This window comes from Streptomyces sp. NPDC022910, assembly GCF_055561075.1.
This window is the reverse complement of sequence record NZ_JBVHHL010000006.1, coordinates 42,813-64,915: the sequence shown is the minus strand read 5'-3', so window position 1 is coordinate 64,915 and position 22,103 is coordinate 42,813. Positions and strand designations below refer to the sequence as shown.

Here is a 22,103-nt window from a genome sequence, read left to right as displayed (position 1 = left end):
GAGGGCGGCTCCGTTGTGGCTGGTCCGCCCACGCGGCGGAGCCGCACCATCTCACAGCCCCGGGCCCCTCAGGGGGCGCTGTCCAGCCGTTGGCCGCGCAGCAGGAACCATGCCGCCACCGCCGTCGCCAGCAGGACGGCCGCGCCCGCGCCCGATGCCAACTGCAATCCGTGGACGAAGGACCCCCGGGCTGCGTCAAGCAGTGCCCCGGACGTGGGTGACGGCAAGTGTGCTGCCGCTTCGACTGCCGCGCCCAGAGATTCATGCGCCCCTTCCGGTATGGCCGCCGGACCGCTGAAGTCGCGGTAGACGCCCGTCACGATCGAGCCGAGCAGGGCGATGCCGAGGGCCGCGCCCAGTTCGTAGGCCGTCTCCGAGACCGCCGACGCGGCGCCCGCCTGATCCTTGGGCACGCTGGAGAGGATCACGTCGGCGGTGACGGTGAACGAGAACCCGGCGCCGACACCGACGACGAGCAGGGCTGTGCCGAGCAGTGGGTAGCCGGTCGACCGGCTCAGCGTCGTCAGTGCGGCGAGGGCGAGGCCGACCGCCGCCAGCCCGCCGGAGACCACGGCCCGCACCGAGAAGCGCCGGCCGGCCCGGCCTGCGACGAGACCGGCCGCCACCGCGCCGACGGCGGCAGGCAGTTCGGCCAGTCCTGCCTCGAACGGCCGCCTGCCCTGTACCAGTTGCAGGTACTGGGAGAGGAAGAACACCAGGCCGGACATGCCGAGCACGGTCAGCAGGTCGGCGAGGACCGCACCGCTGAAGCCGCGCTTGCTGAACAGCCGCACGTCCAGCAGCGGGGCCGGCATGGTGAGCTGCCGGCGGACGAAGCCGTACACGGCGGCCGCGCCCAGCAGACCCGTGGCGAGCGTGGCCCGGGTGAAGCCGTGGCTGGCGGCCTCCTTGACCGCGTAGACGATGCTGATCATGCCGACCAGTGACAGCACGACGCTGGACAGGTCCCAGGGGCCCGGGTTCGGGTTGCGGGACTCGGGGAGCGTCCTGATGCCGACGAGGACGAGGACCACCATCACGGGCAGGTTGATGAGGAAGACCGAGCCCCACCAGAAGTGTTCGAGCAGGAAGCCGCCGGCGATCGGGCCGACCGCAGTGCCGGCCGAGGCGGTGGCACCCCAGATGCCGACGGCGAGGCTGCGCTCGCGAGGGTCGCGGAAGAGGTTGCGGATCAGGGCGAGCGTGGCGGGCATCAGGGTCGCGCCCGCGACTCCGAGCAGCGCCCGCGCGAGGATCATCATCTCCGGCGTCGACGCGTAGGCGTTGAGGACGGATACCAGTCCGAAGGCCGTGGCGCCGCCCAGCAGGATCCGCTTGCGGCCGATACGGTCGCCGAGACTGCCCATGGACACGAGCAGACCGGCGATGACGAACGAGTAGACGTCACCGATCCAGAGGAGCTGAGTGCCCGAGGGCTCCAGGTCCTCGCTGATGTAGGGGGTCGCGAGGCCGAGGACGGTCGCGTCCACGGCCACCAGCAGCACGGCGAGCACGAGGACGCAGAGCGCGAGCCACCGGCCCGGAGGCCTCTTCGCCCGCGGCGCGGCAGCCGGCTGCAGGGTGGTGGTCATGGTTCCTCTCTCCGTAGTGCGCCGCCGAGCATCAGCTCGACGATCATGTAGGTGAAGTCCTTGGGCGCGAGGCGCCCTTCCGTGACGGCCCAGGCGCCGGAGGCCATCAGGCCGAACAGGGCCTCGGTCAGCCATGCCGGGGTGAGGTCGATGCGGAACTCGCCACTCGCCTGGCCGCGCCGGAAGAGTGCGGCGATCCGGGCGTCGATCCTGGCCCAGCCCTCGTTCTGCTCCTTGCCTTCGAAGAGCTGGTTCTCGGTGTAGAGGAAGGCGAGGAGCCCCGCGGCGGACTCGATCTCGGTCACGAAGCGGCGCACGGCCTGCTGGGCCGAGCCCTCGTCGAGCCGCGCGGCGGCCAGCGCCGCCTCGCACTCCTCGATGCCGAGCGCCTCGAGCGCCCGCACGAGCACGTCGCGCCCGGCGAAGTGGCGGTGCAGCGTGGCCCGGCTGATCCCGGCCGCCTTGGCGACCTCGTCCATGGTGGCGGTGGATTTCCGGGTGAGCAGGGCGGCTGCGCTGCGCAGCACGTGGTCACGATCGAGGGCCATGAGACAAGCATAGGCCATATGAGACATCAATGTCTCACGACCGACCTGCTCTACTGACGTCCGGAGACCGACCCCCGGCAGGAGGCGGGCGGATACACGGTCGCGCATCTCGGTGACGCGCCGGTCGCGGCCCCCTCTCCCCTGTACCAGGAGGCGCAGCCGGTCGCCTGCAACGTGTCGTTCACTGTCGCCGACGGACGCGTCCGCCGAGGCGGCGCGGGCTGCCGGCGGGACGGTGGTCCTCGGACCGATGGACGTCTTCGACGCTGGCCGCTTCACGGTCGCCCTCGATCCCGCAGGCGCGTCCTTCCAGATGTGGCTTGCAGGTCTCACTGCCGCCACTTTTTTCAGGATTCAGGCAGATCTCAATGCCAGGGCAGCTGTCCTCGCCGCTCCCAGTACGCCTGCGGGTCCTCGGCGAGGGCCTCGAGGCGGGCGATTTGCCCCTCGTCGAGGTCGACGACTGCGGCGTGCAGGTTCGAGGCGAGCTGGTCGACCGTGGCCGCGCCGGAGAGGACGACACCCACCCAGGGCCGGCGCAGGATCATGGCGAGGGCCACCGCGTCGCAGCCGAGGGACGTCTCCGCGGCCACGGACTTCAGCGCCTCGGGCGCGTGCGGGTCGGCCAGCCGTCCGTTGGCCATGCCCTCCTTGACGATCACCGTCAGACCCGCGTCATGGGCCTCGGCAAGCGCGGGAGCGGCCGAGGTCTCCAGCACGTTGTACGTGGACTGGACGGTGCGGAACAGGGGCTCGCCTTCGACCGTGACGGCGAGCGCGGCGCGGATCGCGTCGGCCTGCGCCGGGCCGCTGGTGGAGAAACCGATCGACGTGCCCTGCGCGGCGGCCTCGGCGAGCCTGGCGTGCAGCTCCTTGTCGGTGAGGGCGGGGCTGTCCGGGGTCACCGAGTGGATCTGGTAGAGGTCGAGCCGGTCACCGAGCAGGGCGGCGGTCTCGGCGCGCTGCCGCTCGAACGTAGCGACGCTGTGGTCCTTGACCTCGTGCTGTTCGGCCTCGGTGCTCCAGCCCGCGGTGTAGGTGTAGCCCCACTTGCTGCCGACGACGACGTCGTCGATGTCGGGGCGGACACCCAACCAGTCGGCGAGGAACTCCTCGGAACGGCCGTAGGAGCGGGCCACGTCGAAGTAGCGGACGCCCTGGGCGTAGGCGGCGTCGAGTAGTTCGTGGGTGCGCTCACGCAGGGCGTCGACGCTGCGGACGGGCGGGAGATCCTGCTCGCGGCCGAGGTTGATGTAGCCGGGACGGCCGACGGCGGCCAGGCCGAGGCCGATGTGGCAGGTGGGAGTCGTCGCTGAGGCGAGGCGGGCGAAGGGCATCGCGGGCTCCGTTCGGTCGGCTCCTTGGGCTGCGACCAACCTAACCCGTGATGCCCTTCGCGTACGCGGCCTGCTACTTCTTCTGCTTCGCGGTGGCCCACACGTGCTGGGCCGCCACGTCCGCCTTCACCTCGGCGAGCTGGACGGCGACCGCCTCGGGTGCCGTGCCACCGCGACCGTTGCGGGAGGCGAGGGCACCCGGGACGTTGAGGACGGACCGTACGTCGGGGGTCAGATGCCCGGAGATCTTCGCGAACTGCTCGTCGGTGAGCTCGTCCAGCTCCTTGCCCTCGGCCTCGGCGGCCTTGACACACTCGCCCGCGACCTCGTGCGCCACGCGGAACGGCACGCCCTGCTTGACCAGCCACTCGGCGATGTCCGTGGCAAGCGAGAAACCGGCCGGGGCCAGCTCCTCCATGCGCTCGCGGTGGACGGTCAGCGTGGCCATCATGCCGGTGAAGGCCGGGAGCAGGACCTCCAGTTGGTCGATGGAGTCGAAGACCGGCTCCTTGTCCTCCTGAAGGTCGCGGTTGTAGGCGAGCGGCAGGGCCTTCAGCGTGGCCATCAGCCCGGTGAGGTTGCCGATGAGACGGCCGCTCTTGCCGCGCGCCAGCTCCGCGATGTCCGGGTTCTTCTTCTGCGGCATGATCGACGAGCCGGTGGAGAAGGCGTCGTGGAGCGTGACGAAGGAGAACTCCTTCGTGTTCCAGATGATCACCTCTTCGGCGATGCGGGAGAGGTTGACGCCGATCATCGCGGTGATGAAGGCGAACTCGGCGACGAAGTCGCGGGAGGCCGTGCCGTCGATGGAGTTGGCCGAGCTGCCGTGCTCGAACCCGAGGTCCTTGGCGACCGCCTCCGGGTCGAGACCGAGGCTGCTGCCCGCGAGCGCGCCCGAGCCGTACGGCGACACGGCCGTGCGTTCGTCCCACTGGCGCAGCCGCTCGGCATCCCGGGACAGGGCCTGGACATGGGCGAGGACGTGGTGCGCGAAGAGCACGGGCTGGGCGTGCTGCAGGTGGGTGCGGCCGGGCATCGCCACGTCCGGGTGGGCCTCGGCCAGGCCGACCAGGGCGTCCTGGAGGTCGGCGATCAGACCGCCGATGGTGCGGGCGTGGTCACGCAGGTACATACGGAAGAGGGTCGCGACCTGGTCGTTTCGTGAGCGGCCCGCGCGCAGCTTTCCGCCGAGGTCGGGGCCGAGGCGTTCGAGGAGGCCCCGCTCCAGGGCCGTGTGGACGTCCTCGTCGGCGATCGTGCCCGTGAAACCGCCCGAGGCGACGTCCGCTTCGAGCTGGTCGAGCCCCGTGAGCATCCGCGTCAGCTCGTCGTCCGTGAGGAGACCCGCCTTGTGCAGCACACGTGTGTGGGCACGGGAGCCGGCGATGTCGTACGGCGCGAGCCGCCAGTCGAAGTGGACGGACGCGGACAGCTTCGCCAGGGCCTCGGCGGGACCGTCGGCGAAACGGGCGCCCCAGAGCCGTACGTCACCGCTGTTGCTGCTCACTTGCGTTGCTCCTCGAAGATGGCGATGTGCGACCGCCTCCCCGCTTTCGCAAGCAAGGAGGCGGCTTCAGGCTAGTGCGTGTCAGGCGACCCGGGGTTACGCCAGATCGCGCTTGGCGGCGATCTTCGACGACAGGCTGTAGATGTCGATGAAGCCCTTGGCCGCGGCCTGGTCGAAGGTGTCGCCGGTGTCGTAGGTCGCGAGGTTGAAGTCGTACAGCGATGACTCGGAGCGCCGGCCGGTGACAACCGCGCGGCCGCCGTGCAGTGTCATGCGGATGTCACCGGACACGTGCTGGTTGGCCTCGTTGACGAAGCCGTCCAGGGCGCGCTTGAGCGGCGAGAACCACTGGCCGTCGTAGACGAGTTCGCCCCAGCGCTGCTCGACCTGCCGCTTGTAGCGGGCGAGTTCGCGCTCGACGGTGACGTTCTCCAGCTCCTGGTGGGCGGTGATCAGGGCGATCGCGCCCGGAGCCTCGTAGACCTCGCGGGACTTGATGCCGACCAGCCGGTCCTCCACCATGTCGATCCGGCCGATGCCCTGGGCGCCGGCGCGCTCGTTGAGCTGCTGGATGGCCTGCAGGACCGTGACGGGCTTGCCGTCGATGGCGACCGGGACGCCCTCCTTGAAGGTGATGATCACCTCGTCGGCCTCGCGGGGCTCGGCCGGGTTGGAGGTGTACTCGTAGATGTCCTCGATCGGGGCGTTCCAGATGTCCTCCAGGAAGCCCGTCTCGACGGCGCGCCCGAAGACGTTCTGGTCGATGGAGTACGGGGACTTCTTGGTGGTGGCGATCGGGAGCTGCTTCTCCTCGCAGAAGGCGATCGCCTTGTCCCGGGTCATCGCGTAGTCGCGGACCGGGGCGATGCACTTGAGGTCGGGGGCGAGGGCGACGATGCCGGCCTCGAAGCGGACCTGGTCGTTGCCCTTGCCGGTGCAGCCGTGGGCGACCGTGGTGGCGCCGTGCTTCTTGGCGGCGGCGACGAGGTGCTTGACGATCGTCGGCCGGGAAAGCGCGGAGACCAGCGGGTAGCGGTCCATGTAGAGGGCGTTGGCCTTGATCGCCGGGAGGCAGTACTCGTCGGCGAACTCGTCCTTGGCGTCCGCGACCTCGGCCTCGACGGCACCGCAGGCAAGCGCGCGCTTGCGGATGACGTCCAGGTCCTCGCCGCCCTGGCCGACGTCGACCGCAACGGCGATGACCTCGGCGCCCGTCTCCTCGGCGATCCAGCCGATGGCGACGGAGGTGTCCAGACCGCCGGAGTAGGCGAGTACGACGCGCTCGGTCACGGGTTTCTCCCTCACAGTGCATTCGCTGATATGCATGAGTATGCAGCACCCTGCATGGTTCGTCAATCCGGGGCGGATGTGGTGCGGCCCGCGGCCGCCACCCGGTCGTTTCGCAGGGGCATTTTCGAAACCCTTGAACGCGCGAAATCGCTTTCCCGTATCTCTCGCCGGACGCAGGCGCCGCGTTCGTAAGAGCAACGGCGCCAGGACCCTGGCGGACCCCGGCACCATCACCTGCCCCGATGTGAAGTCGCAGCTCCCCGCGATCCCCGCCTCCGCCCAGGCCGAGGTCACCCGCAACCGCGACCTGCTCGACACCCAGATCGCCGAAGCCGACAAGCGCCTGGTCGACACCGTGGGCCAAGGCGGCCCCAACTTCGTGCAGAACGCGATCCTCGGCCCCCTCAAGGACAAGCGGGCCTCGCCGATCGACCGCATCGCCATCGTCATCGGGCGCACCTCGGCCGAACCGCAGGGCCTCGACTCCCTGGCCACCTGCACGCTCACCAAGTGACGTGACGGGCGCCGTGGCCGCCCCACGCCCCGGCCGGGGCGGCCATGGACGGGCACGAGGCGCACACCGTACAACCGGACGGCGCAATTCCTTAGACGAGCGAAAGAATTTCCCCAATAATCGTTAGACATGGGAAAGACTTATGAGCGCATAGACGGCAGACTGCGTACGTTCATCGAGGAGCAGCCCCTCTTCTTCACCGCCACCGCTCCGCTGTCGGGCGACGGCACGGTCAATCTCTCCCCCAAGGGACTCAAGGGGTCCTTCGCCGTCATCGACGAGCTCACCGTCGCCTACCTGGACTTCGCGGGCAGCAACGCCGAGACCCTCGCCCACCTGCGGGAGAACGGCCGGATCACCCTCATGTGGTGCGCCTTCCAGGGCCCGCCCAACATCGTGCGGGTGCACGGCCGCGGTGAGCCGGTCTTCCGCGACGACCCCCGCTTCAAGGAACTCCTCACCCACTTCCCGGACATCGACCCCGCCCTGCACGGACTGCGCGCGATCATCGTCGTGACGGCCGAACGCATCCGGGACTCGTGTGGCTACGCGGTGCCCTTCATGTCGTACGAGGAGGACCGCAATCTGCACGGCAGGCGCTTCGCACGAGAGGACGACACGTCCCTCAGTGACTACTTCCGGGGGAAAGAGCACATCGAAACCAGTCTGGACGGCCTGCCGGGGCTGCCGTTGCCACTGCCGCCGTCTACGTTCTGAGCCATGCTCCCCGGTATCGTCGCCGCCCTCACCTCCGTCTCCCTCCTCCTGCTCGGCGCCGGACCCGGCGCCGCCGAGGAGGTACCGCTGCCCGAGCGGCTGGCGGACACCGGCGGCGGCACCCAGCTGATCACCGCCAAGGCGCCCACGACCGGCGCGACGACGGGCACGGTCACCTGGTGGGACCGCCGGGGCGGACAGTGGGTGAAGGCCGGTTCGGCGGCCGCGCGCTTCGGTGCGAACGGGCTCGTCGAGGGTGGCTCGCGCACACAGGGCACGAACACGACGCCGACGGGCCTGTACGACCTGCCGTACGCGTTCGGCATCAAGGCCGCGCCCACGGGCACGAAGGCGCCGTACCGGCCGGTCCACCAGGACTCGTGGTGGTGCCAGGACAGTGACTCCCCCTCCTACAACCGCTGGACGGAGCCCCTCCCGCCCGACTGCCGGGCCGCCGAGTCCGAGCATCTGATCACCTACGACCCCCAGTACGGGTACGCCCTCGTGATCGGCTTCAACTACGACAAGCCGGTGCGGGGGCGCGGCGCGGGCATCTTCCTGCACGTCAACGGCAAGGGGGCGACGGCAGGCTGTGTGTCGGTGCCGCAGGACGCGATGCGGCGGATCCTGCAGTGGGCGGATCCTTCGCGGGAGCCGCACATCGCGATCGGGACGGCGAGCGGGGCGACCGCGATCACTCGTTACTAGCCCCGCCTGCTGGCAGCCGCACCGTGAACGTCGTCGATCCAGGGCGGCTCTTCAACCCCACACTCCCCCCGTGCGCCTCCGCCACAGCAGCCACGATCGAGAGGCCGAGCCCGGCGCCGCCATGGTTGTCCGGGCGGCGCCGGTGGTCGGCCCGAGTGAAGCGTTCGAAGACGCCCGGCCGGATGTCGTCGGGGACTCCCGGGCCGTCGTCGTGGACCGTGAGTACGGCGGCCGTGCCGTCGGATCGCAGCGAGACGGTCACCTTCGTGCCCTCCGGCGTGTGCAGACGCGCGTTGGCCAGCAGGTTGGCCAGCACCTGGGGGAGCCGGTGCTCGTCACCGGTCACGGTCACCGGCTCCTCGGCCAGCTCGAGCGCCCATTGGTGACCGGGACCGGCCGCGCGCGCGTCCGTCACCGCGTCCAGGACCAGGCGGGTGAGGTCGACGGGGCGCCGCTCCAAGGGGCGGCCCGCGTCCAGTCGGGCCAGGAGCAGCAGATCGTCCACCATCTCGCCCATGCGCGCCGACTCCGCGCTGATCCGCTCCAGGGCGCGGATCACCTCCGCCGGGACCGGGCCCGGGTGCAACAACGCCAGTTCCGCGTGGCCGCGGACCGAGGCGACCGGCGTGCGCAGCTCGTGGCTGGCGTCGGCGGCGAAGCTGCGTAGCCGTTCCTGGCTGGCGTGCCGCTTGGTCAGCGCGTCCTCGACATGGCCGAGCATGCGGTTGAAGGCGGTGGCGACCCGGCCCACCTCACTGCGCGGCTCGTTCTCGGGGGCGCGCGGCGGCAGCGCGACCTCGCCGCTGGCGAGCGGGAGTTCACTGACCCGGGTGGCGGTCGCGGCGACCCGGCTCAGCGGCCGCAGGGACCAGCGCACCCACAGGGCGCCCGCCACACCGGTGACCGCGAGGGCCGCGCCGAAGACGACCGCGGCGACGAGCTCCAGGCGGTGCACCGCGGCCTCCACCGGCTCCAGGGGCAGTCCGGTGATCAGTACGTCGCCGTCCAGACCCGTGGTCGCCATCAGGCGGTATCCGCCGAGGGACGACAGACGGACGCTGTGCCCTTTGCCGTCCGTGGGGACCACGGCGAGGGTGTGCTCGTCCCGCGCGCTCAGCGGAGCGCTCAGGCCGGTGGTCTCGTTGCCGGGGCGGACCACCGCCGCGTTGGTGACCGTTTCCCCGACCAGCCGTGCGCCGAAGGTGCCGGCGGACTGTTTGCGGGTGTCGCCGTGCTCGTCGCCGTCGTGGTCCGAGGGCTGGAGGCCGTGTTCGAGGCTCGCCGGGAAGCGGGGGCCGGCATCGTGCAGCTGCTGGTCCAGCCGGCCGGTGAGGAACCCGTCCAGCTCGACCACGGCGGCCACCCCGACGGCGGCGCAGCTGAGTGCCAACAGCACGACGAGCCCGGCGGTGAGCCGCGCGCGCAAAGTGCGCGGCCGGGGCAGACGCCGCACCCACCGCACCGCTCGACGCAGCCCCGTCCTCACCGGGCCACCGGCTTGAGCACGTACCCGGCCCCGCGCACCGTGTGGATCATGGGCTCCCGGCCCGCGTCCACCTTCTTGCGCAGATACGAGATGTACAGCTCGACGACGTGGGCCTGGCCGCCGAAGTCGTACGACCACACCCTGTCGAGGATCTGCGCCTTGCTGAGCACGCGCCGGGGGTTGCGCATCAGAAACCGCAGGAGTTCGAACTCGGTGGGCGACAGCTCGACCAGCTCGCCGTCCCGGGTCACCTCGCGGGCCTCCTCGTCCATCACCAGGTCGCCGACGGCCAGCCGCGGCCCCTCCTCCAGCTGCCGCGCCATGCCTGCGCGGCGCAGCAGTCCGCGCAGCCGGGCGACGACCTCCTCCAGGCTGAACGGCTTGGTCACATAGTCGTCGCCGCCCGCCGTGATCCCGGCGATGCGGTCCTCGACGGCGTCCCGTGCGGTGAGGAAGAGCACACACACGTCGGGCTTCACGGCATGCAGGGAGCGCAGCACGGCGAAGCCGTCCGTGTCCGGGAGCATCACGTCCAGGACGACGGCGTCCGGCATCAGGTCCTGGGCCTCGGCGACGGCCGTGGCCCCGTCGCCGGCGGTGCGCACCTCCCAGCCCTCGTAGCGCAGGGCCCCGGACAGCACCTCGGCGAGGTCCGGGTCGTCGTCGACCACGAGGACGCGCAGGGGTGTGCCGTCGGGGCGGGCGAGGGCGGGGCGGCCGGAGCGGGGTGTGTCCATGGCACTTACCAGGATCCCCCGTCCCGGGAGCGCTCGGCGACGCCCGTCCCTCTGAGTTCGCTATGAGTGCCGCGGCACGTCCGTCGCGAGCTCCCTGCGCGGAGTCCCCTTCCTCCGCCTTCTTCAGAACCGGCTCAGATTCCTCAGAGCCGCCTCAGAAGTTCCGCCTGCACAGTTGCGTCCTCGACGCCGGAAAGGAACGGACCATGACCACGGTGTACCAGCAGCAGGCGCCGCCCGTGCCGCCGCTCGTCAGGCGCTCCCCGGCGGTCCCGGTGCTGGCTCTCCTGTGGGCCGGGGCGGCCGCCGTCATCGCCCTGTGGTGGCAGGACACCGGCTCGGTCGTGGGCACGGCCGGCTGGCTCATCGGCGCGGGGCGGATCGCCGGGCTGCTGAGCGGCTACTCCTGCGCCGTGCTGGTCGGGCTGATGGCCCGCGTGCCGATGCTGGAGCGGCGGATCGGCTCCGACCGGGTGTCGCGCTGGCACGCGATGGCCGGGCGGTACACGATCTGCCTGCTGGTCGCGCACATCGTGCTCATCCTGACCGCGTACGCCGCCCAGGACCACGCCTCGGTCGTGCACGAGGCGCTCACGGTGGTCTTTGACTACCCGGAGATGATCAAGGCCTCCCTGGGCACGATCGTCCTGTTCGCCGTCGGGATCACCTCGATGCGCGCCGTCCGCCGACGTACCCGTCACGAGTTCTGGTACTACGTGCACCTCCTCACCTACGCCGCAGTCTTCCTGGCCTTCGGCCACCAGCTCGCGCTGGGCGCGGAGTTCGCCGGGAACGCCGTCGCGAAGGCAGCCTGGTACGTGCTGTACCTGGGCGTCGCCGCCCTGGTGGTGTGGTTCCGGATCCTCACGCCGGTACGGCTCAACCTGCGCCACCGGCTGCGGGTGGAGGCGGTGCACCAGGAGGCCCCGGGGGTGTGGTCCGTCGTCATGCGCGGACGGCGCCTGGACGAGTTGGGGGCCGAGCCCGGCCAGTTCTTCCGCTGGCGGTTCCTGACGGAGGGCCTGCGCTGGACGTCCACGCCGTACTCGCTGTCCGCGCCACCGCGCCGGAAGCAACTGCGCATCACGGTCAAGACGCTCGGCGACCACAGCGCGTCCGTGGCCCTGCTGCGGCCGGGCACCCGGGTCTGGGCGGAGGGGCCCTACGGTTCGCTGACCGCCGACCGACGGAGCTCCGGCAGGTCCCTGCTGATCGCCGGCGGCGTCGGAGTCACCCCGCTGCGGGCCCTGTTCGAGACGCTGCCGGGTGAGGTGACACTGCTGTACCGGGCGCGCTCGGCCGAGGACCTGGCACTGGGCGCCGAACTGGAGGCGATAGCCCGCTGGCGCGGCTCCCGGGTGCTGTACGCCCTCAACGGTGAGGACGGCTCGCGCCCACGCCTCACGCCCGGCGCACTGCACGGCGCCGTGCCCGACCTCGCCGACCACGACGTCTTTCTGTGCGGCCCGCCCGGATTCGCCGAGGACATGTACGAGGCGCTGCGCGCGGCCGGGGTCCTCGACCGCCGTATCCACCACGAGTCTTTCGAGCTGTGAGGCCGTCATGCACGCGTTGAAGAGGAAGAGCCCGCTGCGCCGCATCGTGCTGGCGAGCGCCGCCACCGTCTCCGGGTTGGTGCTGCTGCTGTCGCTGAAGCCGCACACCACACCCGATGTCGCCGTGGCCGCACCCTCGTCCGCACCATCGAGCAGCGCGAGCGTGTCGAGCGGATCAGGTGGATCGAGCGGATCGAGCTCCAGCGGATCCAGCAAGTCCACCGGGACCAAGACCGTCACCGGAGATTCGGTCCAGACCCGCTGGGGGCCCGTCCAGGTCCGGATCACGGTGAAGAACGGCAAGCTCACCGACGTCACGGCGGTGACGTATCCGCAGGAGAACCCGAGGGACCAGGAGATCAACAGCTACGCCATCCCGCAGCTGAACCGGGAGGCGCTCGCCGCGCAGAGCGCGAACATCGACGGCGTCTCCGGAGCCACTTACACAAGCCAGGGTTACCAGCAGTCACTTCAGTCGGCACTGGACTCCGCGAACAGCTGAACGCACCGCGGTTTCGCCACGTACCTCTGGGCCAAGGGGCCACTGGCCTCACCCCGTCCCACGAGGACCACGGAGGAGACCGTGTCCACGATCGCCGGTGGCCGCGCCGCGCGGCGCCAGACGATGCGCGCCATTCGCCCACGCCGCTCCCCTGCCGTCCCGCTGCTGGTCGCCGTATGGGCGGGCGCGGCGGGCGTCATCTGGCTGTGGTGGATGAACACCCCGTCCATCGCCGACAACAACAGCAGGATCCTCAACGCGGGGCGGATCACCGGCCTGCTGGCCGGCTATCTGATGGCACTGGTCGTGCTGCAGATGGCGCGGGTGCCCGCGCTGGAGCGCCGGGTCGGCTCCGACCGGGTCGCGCGCTGGCACGCGATGACCGGCCGGTACACCGTCTGCCTCGTCCTCGCCCATCTCTTCCTGACCATGTGGGGCTACGCCCTCCAGGCGGGCAAGGGGCTCGGCGGCATCGTGCAGCAGACCATCGACTCGGTCAACCAGTTGCCGGACGTGGGCAAGGCCGCCGTCGGCACGGGTCTGCTGGTGCTCATCGCGCTGATCTCGATCGGCCCGATCCGCCGCAGGCTCTCGTACGACCTCTGGTACCACGTCCATCTGCTCACCTACGCGGCCACCTACCTGTCTTTCTGGCACCAACTGTCGACCGGCAACGAGTTCACCGCCCAGCCTGAGGCCAAGACCGCCTGGTACGCGCTGTACGGGTCGGTGACCGCGCTGGTGATCTGGTACCGGATCATCACCCCGATCCGCCTGAACATGCGCCACCGGCTGCGGGTCGAGGCGGTCATCGAGGAGACGCCCGGGATCGTCTCGGTGCTGATGACCGGACGGAAGCTGCACCGGATGGGCGCGGCGGCCGGGCAGTTCTTCCGGTGGCGGTTCCTCGCGCCCGGCATGCGCTTCAGCTCGCACCCGTACTCACTGTCTGCGGCGCCCCGCCCCAACATGCTCCGTATCACGGTCAAGGCGATCGGCGACCACAGCTCCGCGCTGCGTGACCTGGAGCCCGGCACCCGGGTGTGGGCCGAGGGACCGTACGGGGCGCTCACCGCCGACCGGCGCAGCCGCGGCAAGGTGCTGCTGGTGGCCGGGGGCGTCGGTATCACGCCGATGCGGGCGTTGTTCGAGACCCTGCCCGGCGCCGCGGGCGACCTGACGCTGCTGTACCGGGCCAACAGCACCCAGGACCTCGCCCTGTGGGACGAGCTGGCCCAGATCGCCGAGGAACGCGGCGCCCGGCTGATGTACGCGGTCAACAGCCCGGACGGGGAACGCCCGGACATCTCCGCGGACACCCTGCGCCGGAAGCTGCCGGACATCGAGCGCCACGACGTCTTCATGTGCGGGCCGCCCGGCTTCGCGCAGCAGGTGTACGAGGCACTGCGCGGCGCGGGGGTCCCTGCCCGCCGCATCCATCACGAGTCGTTCGAGATGTGAGCGACGGGAAATCAGGAGCTCAGGAACGATGAGGAAGAGCCACCCCATTCGGCGTGCCGTGCTCGCCGGCGCCGCCACCGTGTCCGGGATCGTGCTGCTGCTGACGCTGAAGCCGGCGTCGGACCCGTCCTCGGCCCAGGCGGCGGGCGGGGCCGCGCCACAACAGACCGCGGCAGCCCAGGAGTCGCCGCAGGGCGGCAGCTCGCAGCAGGCGGGCGCGCAGACCGTCACCGGCGACGTGGCCCAGACGCAGTACGGCAACGTCCAGGTCCGCCTGACCCTCGAGGGCAGCAAGATCACCAAAGTCGAAGCCGTCCAGGCACCCAAGGGCGGCGTCAGCGACCAGAAGACCGCCCTGGCCGTACCCAGACTCAACCAGGGGGCCGTGGCCGCGCAGAGCGCGCAGATCGACGCGGTCTCCGGCGCGACGTACACCAGCACCGGGTACAAGCAGTCCCTGCAGTCGGCGATCGACAAGGCGAAGTCCACGTCCGGCGGCAGCGGTTCTTCAGGGTCCGCCGACAGGTCCGGTTCGTCTGGGTCGTCGGGATCGGTGGCCCAGGCACGCACGGTGACGGGTAACGTGACCCAGACGCAGTACGGCCCCGTCCAGGTCCGCCTCACCCTCGAAGGCGGCAAGATCACCAAGGCCGAGGCCGTCCAGGCGCCCGAGGGCGGCGTCAGCGACGAGAAGACCGCCCTGGCCGTACCCAGACTCAACCAGGAGGCGGTGAGTGCTCAGAGTGCGAACATCGACGCGGTCTCCGGCGCGACGTACACCAGCGCCGGGTACAAGGAGTCACTGCAGTCGGCCCTCGACAAGGCCGGTGGCTGAGTGGTCGATCAGGTGACCGACCCCGCCGGGGCACCGCCCGCGCTGCGGCACGCGGAGGAGGTGATGGGCACCGTCGTGTCCTTCGACGTGCGCGGCGGTGAACCCGGAGCCGTGCGGACCGCGCTGGAGGAGGCGATCACGGGGCTCCACCGCGTGAACGAGGTGTTCAGCACGTACCGGGAGGACAGCCAGGTCTCCCGACTGTCCCGCGGCGAGCTGACCGTGCAGGACTGCGACCCGGAGGTCGCGGAGGTGCTCTTTCTGGGCGCCGAGGCGGAGCGGCACAGCGACGGCTGGTTCAGCACGAGGTACCAAGGGCGGATCGACCCGACCGGGATCGTGAAGGGCTGGGCGGTCGAACGGGCGGCCCGGCACCTGGCGGCGTCCGGGGCGAGCGGGGTGAGCGTCAACGGCGGCGGGGATGTGCAGATGTACGGCGTGCCCGGGCCGCACCGCCCCTGGCGGGTCGGCGTGTCGGATCCGCTGCGCCCCGGCGGGCTCGCTGCGGTGATCTCCGCGGCGGGCGCCCACGAGCTGGCCGTTGCCACGTCGGGGACCGCGGAGCGCGGCGCGCACATCGTGGACCCGCGTACCGGCAGGTCGGCGGTCACCGATCTGGTGGCGGTGACCGTGGTGGGCCCCCGGCTGACCTGGGCCGACTGCTGGGCGACGGCCGCGTTCGCGATGGGCTCGCGACAGGCGCTGGACTGGCTGGAGTCCCTGCCGGACGTGGAGGCCCTGCTGATCACGGCCGGCGACGAGGTGCGCTGCACGGGAGGACTGGCGGCGCGCCTGGGGTGACCCCGCGAAGGAGGGGCGTACCGGCTCCGGTACGCCCCTCCTTCGCGTGTCTCAGTGGTTGTTCTGCGCCAGCCGCAGCAGGTGGTCCGCCAGCGCCTGGCCGCCGCTCGGGTCGCGGCTGATCAGCAGCAGGGTGTCGTCGCCCGCGATCGTGCCCAGGATGTCGTGCAGTTCCGCCTGGTCGATCGCCGAGGCCAGGAACTGGGCCGCACCCGGCGGTGTGCGAAGGACCACGAGGTTGGCGGAGGCCTCCGCGGAGATCAGCAGCTCCTGGGACAGACGCCGCATCCGCTCCTCCTTGGCCGACTCGCCCAGCGGTGCGCGCGGGGTGCGGAAGCCGCCCTCGCTCGGGACCGCGTAGATGAGGTCGCCGTCGGTGTTGCGGATCTTCACCGCGTTCAGCTCGTCGAGGTCCCGGGAGAGCGTCGCCTGCGTGACGTTCAGCCCGTCGTCGGCGAGGAGCTTCGCCAACTGGCTCTGGGAGCGCACCGGTTGCCGGTTGAGGATGTCCACGATCCGTCGGTGGCGTGCGGTGCGGGTCTGCGGCACGGAGGGCCCCGCGTGCTCCTGGTCGTGCGCCTCACTCATCGTCGTCTCATTCCCCGGATCGTCCGTCCCCGTTCACTGCGTCGAGGACACCGGGAAGCGCCCGGACAAACGCCTCCACTTCGTCATCGCCGAGGTTCAGCGGCGGCATCAGCCGTACGACGTTCGGGGCGGGCGCGTTCACCAGGAGACCGGCGTCCTGAGCCGCCTGCTGCGCATGCTGCGCGAGCGGCTCGGTGAGCACGATACCGAGGAGCAGGCCGGAGCCCCGGACATGGCGGATGAGGGGGTGCCCCAGCGACTCGATTCCGTCGCGCAGCTTCTCGCTCTGCCGCTTGACGTTCTCCAGGAGGCCCTCGGCCGCGATGGTGTCGAGGACGGCGAGCCCGGCGGCGCACGCGACGGGGTTGCCGCCGAAGGTGGTGCCGTGCTGTCCCGGCTGGAGCAGCTCGGCGGCCCGGCCGAAGGCGACGGTGGCGCCGAGCGGCAGCCCTCCGCCGAGCCCCTTGGCGAGCGTGACCACGTCCGGCAGGACACCCTCATGGGCCTGGTACTCGAACCAGTGCCCGGTGCGGCCGACACCGGTCTGCACCTCGTCGAGGACGAGCAGCGCCCCGGTGGCGGCGGTGATCGCGCGGGCCGCCTTCAGGTAGCCGGCGGGCGGGACGACCACTCCGTTCTCGCCCTGGATGGGCTCGATGACGACGAGGGCGGTCTCCTCGGTGACCGCGGCGGCCAGGGCCTGGGCGTCGCCGTACGGCACATGCGTGACATCACCGGGCAGCGGCAGGAACGGCTCCTGCTTGCCGGGCTGGCCGGTCAGCGCGAGGGCGCCCATGGTGCGGCCGTGGAAGCCGCCCTGAGCGGCGACCATGTGGGTGCGCCCGGTCAGCCGGCCGATCTTGAAGGCTCCCTCGTTGGCCTCGGCGCCGGAATTGCAGAAGAAGACCTTGCCGTCCCGGCCGAAGAGCTCCAGCAGCCGTTCGGCGAGGGCGACGGGGGGCTCGGCGATGAACAGGTTGGAGACGTGGCCGAGGGAGGCGATCTGCTTGCTCACGGCCTCGACGACGGCCGGGTGGGCATGGCCGAGCGCGTTGACCGCGATACCGCCGACGAAGTCGAGGTATTCCTTGCCGTCGGCGTCCCACAGCTTCGTGCCCTCACCGCGGACGAGGGGCAGCCTCGGGGTGCCGTAGTTGTTCATGAGCGCGCCCTGCCACCGCTGGGTGAGCTCCTCGTTGCCCGAGACGGCGGTCATTCCGGTCGTTCCGGTCATTCGGCGGCCCCCTGATCGCATGCATCGGGCACGACCATGGTGCCGATGCCCTCGTCGGTGAAGATCTCCAGCAGGATCGAGTGCTGGACCCGGCCGTCGATGACGCGGGCTGTGTTGACGCCGTTGCGCACGGCGTGCAGGCAGCCCTCCATCTTCGGCACCATGCCGGAGGACAGCTCCGGCAGCAGCTTCTCCAGTTGGGAAGCGGTGAGGCGGCTGATCACCTCGTCGGAGTGGGGCCAGTCCTCGTAGAGGCCCTCGACGTCCGTGAGGACCATGAGGGTTTCGGCGCCCAGTGCCGCAGCAAGTGCCGCAGCCGCCGTATCAGCATTGACGTTGTAGACATGTCCGTCGTCCTGACTGCGGGCGATGGAGGAGACGACCGGGATGCGGCCGTCGGCGAGCAGGGCCTCGATCGCGCCCGTGTCGATCTCGGTGATCTCGCCCACCCGCCCGATGTCGACCAGTTCGCCGTCGATCTCGGGCTGGTGCTTGGTGGCGGTGATGGTGTGCGCGTCCTCACCGGTGAGGCCGACGGCGAGCGGGCCGTGCTGGTTGAGCAGCCCGACCAGCTCGCGCTGCACCTGGCCGGCCAGCACCATGCGGACGACGTCCATGGCGTCCTCGGTCGTCACCCGCAGGCCCGCCTTGAACTCGCTGACGATGCCGTGCCGGTCGAGGGCGGCGCTGATCTGGGGGCCGCCGCCGTGGACGACGACGGGCCTGAGCCCCGCGTGCCGCAGGAAGACGACGTCCTGGGCGAACGCGGCCTTCAGCTCCTCGTTCACCATGGCGTTGCCGCCGAACTTGATGACGACCGTCTTGCCGTGGTGCCGGGTCAGCCAGGGCAGCGCCTCGATGAGGATCTGCGCCTTGGGCAGCGCGGTGTGCTTACGGGTCGTTGCGTTGCTCATGAGGAGTAGGCGCTGTTCTCGTGGACGTAGTCGGCGGTGAGGTCGTTGGTCCAGATGGTGGCGGTCTCGGAGCCGGCGACAAGGTCCGCGACGATGTGCACCTCGCGGTAGCGCATGTCGACGAGCTCCCGGTCCTCGCCCACGGAGCCGTTCTTGCAGACCCACACGCCGTTGATGGCGACGTTGAGCTGCTCGGGCTCGAAGGCGGCCTTCGTGGTGCCGATCGCCGACAGGACGCGGCCCCAGTTGGGGTCCTCGCCGTGGATCGCGCACTTGAGGAGGTTGTTGCGGGCGATGGAGCGGCCCACCTCGACGGCGTCGTCCTCGGTCGCGGCGTTGATCACCTCGACCTTGATGTCCTTGCTCGCACCCTCGGCGTCGCCGATGAGCTGCCGGCCGAGGTCCGCGCAAACCTCGCGTACGGACTCGGCGAAGTCGTCGTAGTCCGGGGTGATCCCGGACGCGCCCGAGGCGAGCAACAGCACGGTGTCGTTGGTGGACATGCAGCCGTCCGAGTCGACCCGGTCGAAGGTGACCTTGGTGGCGGCGCGCAGCGCCTTGTCCAGCGTCTCGCTGTCGACATCGGCGTCCGTGGTGAGGACCACGAGCATGGTGGCCAGGCCCGGCGCGAGCATGCCGGCGCCCTTGGCCATGCCACCGACGGTCCAGCCTCCGCCAGTCACGACGGACGTCTTGTGAACGGTGTCGGTGGTCTTGATGGCGATGGCGGCCTTCTCGCCACCGTGCTCGGACAGCTGGGCGGCGGCCGTCTCGACACCGGGGAGCAGCTTGTCCATCGGGAGCAGGACGCCGATGAGCCCGGTGGAGCAGACGGCGACCTCGATCGCGCCCCGGCCGAGGACGTCGGCCGCCTTTTCGGCGGTGGCGTGCGTGTCCTGGAATCCCTTGGGACCCGTACACGCGTTGGCGCCACCGGAGTTGAGGACGACCGCGGAGAGCTGACCGGCCTTGAGGACCTGTTCGGACCACAGCACCGGCGCGGCCTTCACACGGTTGGAGGTGAAGACGCCCGCGGCGGCACGGCGGGGCCCGTTGTTGACCACGAGGGCCAGGTCCGGGCTGCCGTTCCCCTTGATCCCGGCGGCGATGCCCGCAGCCTGGAACCCTTTTGCTGCCGTGACGCTCACGGTGCGACTCCGATCGTGGAAAGCCCGGTGGTCTCGTCGAGCCCGAGGGCGATGTTCATGCTCTGGACGGCACCGCCCGCGGTGCCCTTGGTCAGGTTGTCGATGGCACTGATCGCGATGATGCGGTGCGCGGCGGCGTCGTACGCGACCTGCAGCTGAACGGCGTTGGAACCGTAGACGGACGCGGTGGCGGGCCACTGCCCCTCGGGGAGGAGGTGGACGAAGGGTTCGTCGGCGAAGGCCTTCTCGTAGGCGGCGCGGACGGACTCGGCCCTCACGCCGGGCTTCGCCTTCGCGCTGCAGGTGGCAAGGATGCCGCGCGGCATCGGCGCGAGGGTCGGCGTGAAGGACACGCAGACCCCCTCTCCGGCGGCCGCGCTCAGGTTCTGGATCATCTCGGGGGTGTGCCGGTGGACTCCGCCGACGCCGTACGGGGACATCGACCCCATGACCTCGCTGCCCAGCAGGTGCGGTTTGGGCGCCTTGCCCGCGCCGGAGGTGCCGGAGGCCGCGACGATCACGGCCTCGTTCTCGGCGAGCCCGGCGGCGTACGCGGGGAAGAGCGCGAGCGAGGCGGCGGTCGGGTAGCAACCGGGCACCGCGATGCGCTTGGACCCCGTAAGCCGAGTGCGGGCACCTGGCAGTTCGGGAAGGCCGTAGGGCCACGTCCCGGCGTGCGGGGAGGAGTAGAACCGCTCCCAGTCGGCCGCGTCCTCCAGCCGGAAGTCGGCACCCATGTCGATCACGAGCACGTCCGGCCCGAGCTGCTCGGCGACGGCGGCGGACTGCCCGTGGGGCAGGGCGAGGAACACGACATCGTGCCCGGCGAGGACGTCGGGCGTGGTCTCCTGGAGTGTCTGGTCGGCCAGCGGCAGAAGGTGCGGCTGGAGCGCGCCGAGCTTCTGACCCGCGTTGGAGTTCCCGGTCAGGGCACCGATCTCGACCTCGGGGTGCGCCAGTAGCAGACGCAGCAGCTCCCCACCCGCGTACCCGCTCGCTCCGGCCACCGCCGCACGTACCGCCATGGAACCCTCCTCTAGATGGCATGACTATACGCTTCGCTGCACGTTTATGCAATCCCGGAGGCCGAACCGGGCGCCGCCGGTTGTGAGCGAGCGTTTGTTCAAGGGCCGCTGCGCAGCTTGCGAAGATCGGAGGGGAGCTGTTCCACCTGCCGCCCCGCAGCCCCGAACACCACGAGATCGAAGGCGTCTGGCGCGCGGCCAAGTACGAGGACTACCCCCACCGCGCTCACACCACCATCGAGGCCACCGGCACCGCCGTGGACCAGGTCCTCAGCCGCCAGCGCACCCGCATCCACCGATCAGCAGCGAGCGTCACCAAAGCCGCTTGGTCGCGGCAGCCTCCTTACCGGAGGATTCTGGGGCTTCGCCCCCAGACCGCGCTTACGGCTGGAAGTACTCCGACATCAGGCGGCTGACCCATTCCGGCTGCTTGATGTTCTCCGGGCGGAATTCCTCCATCGTCGGCTTCAGATCGATGACAGGGGTGCCCGAGACCGCGTCGAGGCCCACCACCGTCAGTTCGCGGCCGTGGACGGACTCGATGGCGCAGCACGTTACCCCGATGCGGTTCGGTCTGCGGGGGCCGCGACCGGCGAAGATGCCGACGGGCGGGAGGTCGGAGCGGCCCCGGTAGGGGCGAGGTTCGCGGTAGTCGTCGCTTTCCGGGAACTGGTCGAAGATGAAGAGGACTTCCACGTGGGAGAAGCCCTCCAGACCCTGGAGGCACGCCTCGCCGAAGCGCTCGTCGATGGTGATCGTGCTGCGGACGGCACCCCAGTTGTCCGTGTGCTGGACGTCCGTCCGGTCGTTCCGGACCGTACCTATCGGTGTGATCTCGAAGCTCGGCATGGCCAGAGGCTATCCCCACCGCGCCGATACCCGCGTCGAGGCGATCGGCACCACCGTGGACCAGGCCCTGACCCGCCAACGAGCCCGCATCCAACGATCAGCAGCAAACTTCACCGACGCCGCTCAGCCCGGTGAACCGACCAGTCACAGGGGTGCGTCGGCGAGCACGTGTGCTTCGGCGTGCTGGGGCAGCGAGCTCGGCCCAGCACTCGCGTGGCGCAACGACCTCCGGGAGATGGCGACGCGCTCGACGGCGTTCGGGCCTCGCCGACAAGGAAAAGAACTTCTGTTTCCGTGGCTGCATCCGTAGACCGATGGGACATCCCCCTGGCCCAACGACGCGTACCGCCGTACGCGGCGCGCCACCGCTTCGCGAGAAGCTTGTCAGTTCCATTGGACGGCGAAAGGCAAAGGCAAGGAGAGCTCTCTCCTTGCCACTCTCAACGTATAGCGCGCTGGGGGGCTTGCGGCAAGACCCGGGTCACGGCGCAGAATCGTCGGCCGATGCCACAACCTGCGGAATTGGGGGGCACGACGTGCGTGTGTTGTCGACGTATGGGGGACGCGGTGACGTCGAACCAGTGGTGGGACCGGCAGTGCGGTCGCCAGCGCTCGGGGCGGTGGTGCGGGTGTGCGCGCCACCCGACTGGGCGGAGCGGTCGGCCCACTTGTCAAAGGGAGGGGAGCCAGAGACGAGGACGTGCCTGACAAGAGGTTCGACAGAGCTGGAGGCGCCGGTGATTCGATCGGCCGC

20 protein-coding genes and 2 pseudogenes are annotated in these 22,103 nt (G+C 70.5%); 9 read left to right on the top strand and 13 right to left on the bottom strand.

The genetic code is table 11. From position 1 onward, the window contains the following. Positions 1-68: 68 nt before the first annotated feature. Both ACZ3TS_RS08035 and ACZ3TS_RS08030 read right to left on the bottom strand, forming a co-directional pair. Positions 69-1,592 (bottom strand): MFS transporter, encoded by a 1,524-nt coding sequence (locus ACZ3TS_RS08035; RefSeq protein ID WP_467614709.1) that lies wholly within the window; start codon positions 1,590-1,592, stop codon positions 69-71. After that, positions 1,589-2,140, bottom strand: a complete 552-nt coding sequence (locus tag ACZ3TS_RS08030) for a TetR/AcrR family transcriptional regulator (protein ID WP_467614707.1) — start codon at positions 2,138-2,140, stop codon at positions 1,589-1,591. Before ACZ3TS_RS08030 ends, ACZ3TS_RS08035 begins: the two co-directional genes overlap by 4 nt. A gap of 57 nt (positions 2,141-2,197) precedes the next feature. On the opposite strand from ACZ3TS_RS08030, the pseudogene ACZ3TS_RS08025 reads away from it, so the two are divergent. Next, positions 2,198-2,465 (top strand): annotated as a pseudogene (locus tag ACZ3TS_RS08025) (VOC family protein); the annotation flags it as partial. 40 nt (positions 2,466-2,505) lie between these two features. Here the strand turns inward: ACZ3TS_RS08025 and ACZ3TS_RS08020 are convergent. From ACZ3TS_RS08020 to ACZ3TS_RS08010, 3 genes are all read right to left on the bottom strand, one after another. Beyond that, positions 2,506-3,477 carry an aldo/keto reductase gene (locus ACZ3TS_RS08020; RefSeq protein WP_467614705.1) on the bottom strand — a complete coding sequence of 324 codons (972 nt, stop codon included), beginning with the start codon at positions 3,475-3,477 and terminating at the stop codon, positions 2,506-2,508. Positions 3,478-3,550: 73 nt separating this feature from the next. Then, entirely contained in the window at positions 3,551-4,984 is a 1,434-nt protein-coding gene (argH, locus tag ACZ3TS_RS08015) for an argininosuccinate lyase (RefSeq protein WP_467614703.1), read from the bottom strand. A 96-nt stretch (positions 4,985-5,080) separates the two neighbouring features. Further along, the gene (locus ACZ3TS_RS08010; RefSeq protein WP_467614700.1) at positions 5,081-6,274 is read right to left on the bottom strand and encodes an argininosuccinate synthase; all 1,194 of its coding nucleotides are present in this window, start codon (positions 6,272-6,274) and stop codon (positions 5,081-5,083) included. A 76-nt stretch (positions 6,275-6,350) separates the two neighbouring features. Here ACZ3TS_RS08010 and ACZ3TS_RS08005 point away from each other — a divergent pair. From ACZ3TS_RS08005 to ACZ3TS_RS07995, 3 genes and pseudogenes are all read left to right on the top strand, one after another. Continuing rightward, a pseudogene (locus tag ACZ3TS_RS08005) lies at positions 6,351-6,779 on the top strand (hypothetical protein); the annotation flags it as partial. A 138-nt stretch (positions 6,780-6,917) separates the two neighbouring features. Continuing rightward, positions 6,918-7,505, top strand: coding sequence for a pyridoxamine 5'-phosphate oxidase family protein (locus tag ACZ3TS_RS08000; RefSeq protein WP_467614698.1), 588 nt, complete (start codon positions 6,918-6,920; stop codon positions 7,503-7,505). A gap of 3 nt (positions 7,506-7,508) precedes the next feature. Beyond that, positions 7,509-8,213: a L,D-transpeptidase family protein gene (locus ACZ3TS_RS07995; RefSeq protein WP_467614695.1), complete on the top strand. Its 705-nt coding sequence runs from the start codon at positions 7,509-7,511 to the stop codon at positions 8,211-8,213. Here ACZ3TS_RS07995 and ACZ3TS_RS07990 read toward each other — a convergent pair. Together ACZ3TS_RS07990 and ACZ3TS_RS07985 are read right to left on the bottom strand one after the other, a co-directional pair. Then, positions 8,200-9,666 carry a sensor histidine kinase gene (locus ACZ3TS_RS07990; protein ID WP_467614693.1) on the bottom strand — a complete coding sequence of 489 codons (1,467 nt, stop codon included), beginning with the start codon at positions 9,664-9,666 and terminating at the stop codon, positions 8,200-8,202. The two genes, ACZ3TS_RS07995 and ACZ3TS_RS07990, sit on opposite strands and share 14 nt — an antisense overlap. Positions 9,667-9,695: 29 nt before the next feature. Beyond that, positions 9,696-10,436 carry a response regulator transcription factor gene (locus ACZ3TS_RS07985; protein ID WP_467614691.1) on the bottom strand — a complete coding sequence of 247 codons (741 nt, stop codon included), beginning with the start codon at positions 10,434-10,436 and terminating at the stop codon, positions 9,696-9,698. 206 nt (positions 10,437-10,642) lie between these two features. Here ACZ3TS_RS07985 and ACZ3TS_RS07980 point away from each other — a divergent pair, with 206 nt between their 5' ends. The 5 genes from ACZ3TS_RS07980 (at position 10,643) to ACZ3TS_RS07960 (ending at position 15,591) form a co-directional block, all read left to right on the top strand. After that, entirely contained in the window at positions 10,643-11,992 is a 1,350-nt protein-coding gene (locus tag ACZ3TS_RS07980; RefSeq protein WP_467614688.1) for a ferredoxin reductase family protein, read from the top strand. A 7-nt stretch (positions 11,993-11,999) separates the two neighbouring features. Continuing rightward, complete coding sequence (locus ACZ3TS_RS07975; RefSeq protein ID WP_467614685.1) at positions 12,000-12,494, top strand: FMN-binding protein; 495 nt, start codon at positions 12,000-12,002, stop codon at positions 12,492-12,494. 123 nt (positions 12,495-12,617) lie between these two features. Beyond that, positions 12,618-13,955: a ferredoxin reductase family protein gene (locus ACZ3TS_RS07970; RefSeq protein ID WP_467615142.1), complete on the top strand. Its 1,338-nt coding sequence runs from the start codon at positions 12,618-12,620 to the stop codon at positions 13,953-13,955. A 28-nt stretch (positions 13,956-13,983) separates the two neighbouring features. Continuing rightward, positions 13,984-14,790 (top strand): FMN-binding protein, encoded by an 807-nt coding sequence (locus ACZ3TS_RS07965; RefSeq protein WP_467614682.1) that lies wholly within the window; start codon positions 13,984-13,986, stop codon positions 14,788-14,790. A gap of 63 nt (positions 14,791-14,853) precedes the next feature. Further along, positions 14,854-15,591, top strand: coding sequence for an FAD:protein FMN transferase (locus ACZ3TS_RS07960; protein WP_467615139.1), 738 nt, complete (start codon positions 14,854-14,856; stop codon positions 15,589-15,591). Between the two features lie 51 nt (positions 15,592-15,642). Here the strand turns inward: ACZ3TS_RS07960 and ACZ3TS_RS07955 are convergent, their stop codons facing one another. The 6 genes from ACZ3TS_RS07955 to ACZ3TS_RS07930 form a co-directional block, all read right to left on the bottom strand. Beyond that, positions 15,643-16,179: an arginine repressor gene (locus tag ACZ3TS_RS07955; RefSeq protein ID WP_467614679.1), complete on the bottom strand. Its 537-nt coding sequence runs from the start codon at positions 16,177-16,179 to the stop codon at positions 15,643-15,645. 7 nt (positions 16,180-16,186) lie between these two features. After that, positions 16,187-17,413: an acetylornithine transaminase gene (locus ACZ3TS_RS07950; protein ID WP_467614677.1), complete on the bottom strand. Its 1,227-nt coding sequence runs from the start codon at positions 17,411-17,413 to the stop codon at positions 16,187-16,189. Continuing rightward, on the bottom strand, positions 17,410-18,327 hold the full coding sequence (gene argB, locus ACZ3TS_RS07945; RefSeq protein ID WP_467614675.1) for an acetylglutamate kinase: 918 nt from the start codon (positions 18,325-18,327) through the stop codon (positions 17,410-17,412). Before argB ends, ACZ3TS_RS07950 begins: the two co-directional genes overlap by 4 nt. Then, positions 18,324-19,475, bottom strand: coding sequence for a bifunctional glutamate N-acetyltransferase/amino-acid acetyltransferase ArgJ (gene argJ / locus ACZ3TS_RS07940; RefSeq protein ID WP_467614672.1), 1,152 nt, complete (start codon positions 19,473-19,475; stop codon positions 18,324-18,326). Before argJ ends, argB begins: the two co-directional genes overlap by 4 nt. After that, positions 19,472-20,500 carry an N-acetyl-gamma-glutamyl-phosphate reductase gene (argC, locus tag ACZ3TS_RS07935; RefSeq protein ID WP_467614670.1) on the bottom strand — a complete coding sequence of 343 codons (1,029 nt, stop codon included), beginning with the start codon at positions 20,498-20,500 and terminating at the stop codon, positions 19,472-19,474. Before argC ends, argJ begins: the two co-directional genes overlap by 4 nt. A gap of 381 nt (positions 20,501-20,881) precedes the next feature. Then, entirely contained in the window at positions 20,882-21,349 is a 468-nt protein-coding gene (locus tag ACZ3TS_RS07930; protein WP_467614668.1) for an SAM-dependent methyltransferase, read from the bottom strand. Positions 21,350-22,103 lie beyond the last annotated feature (754 nt).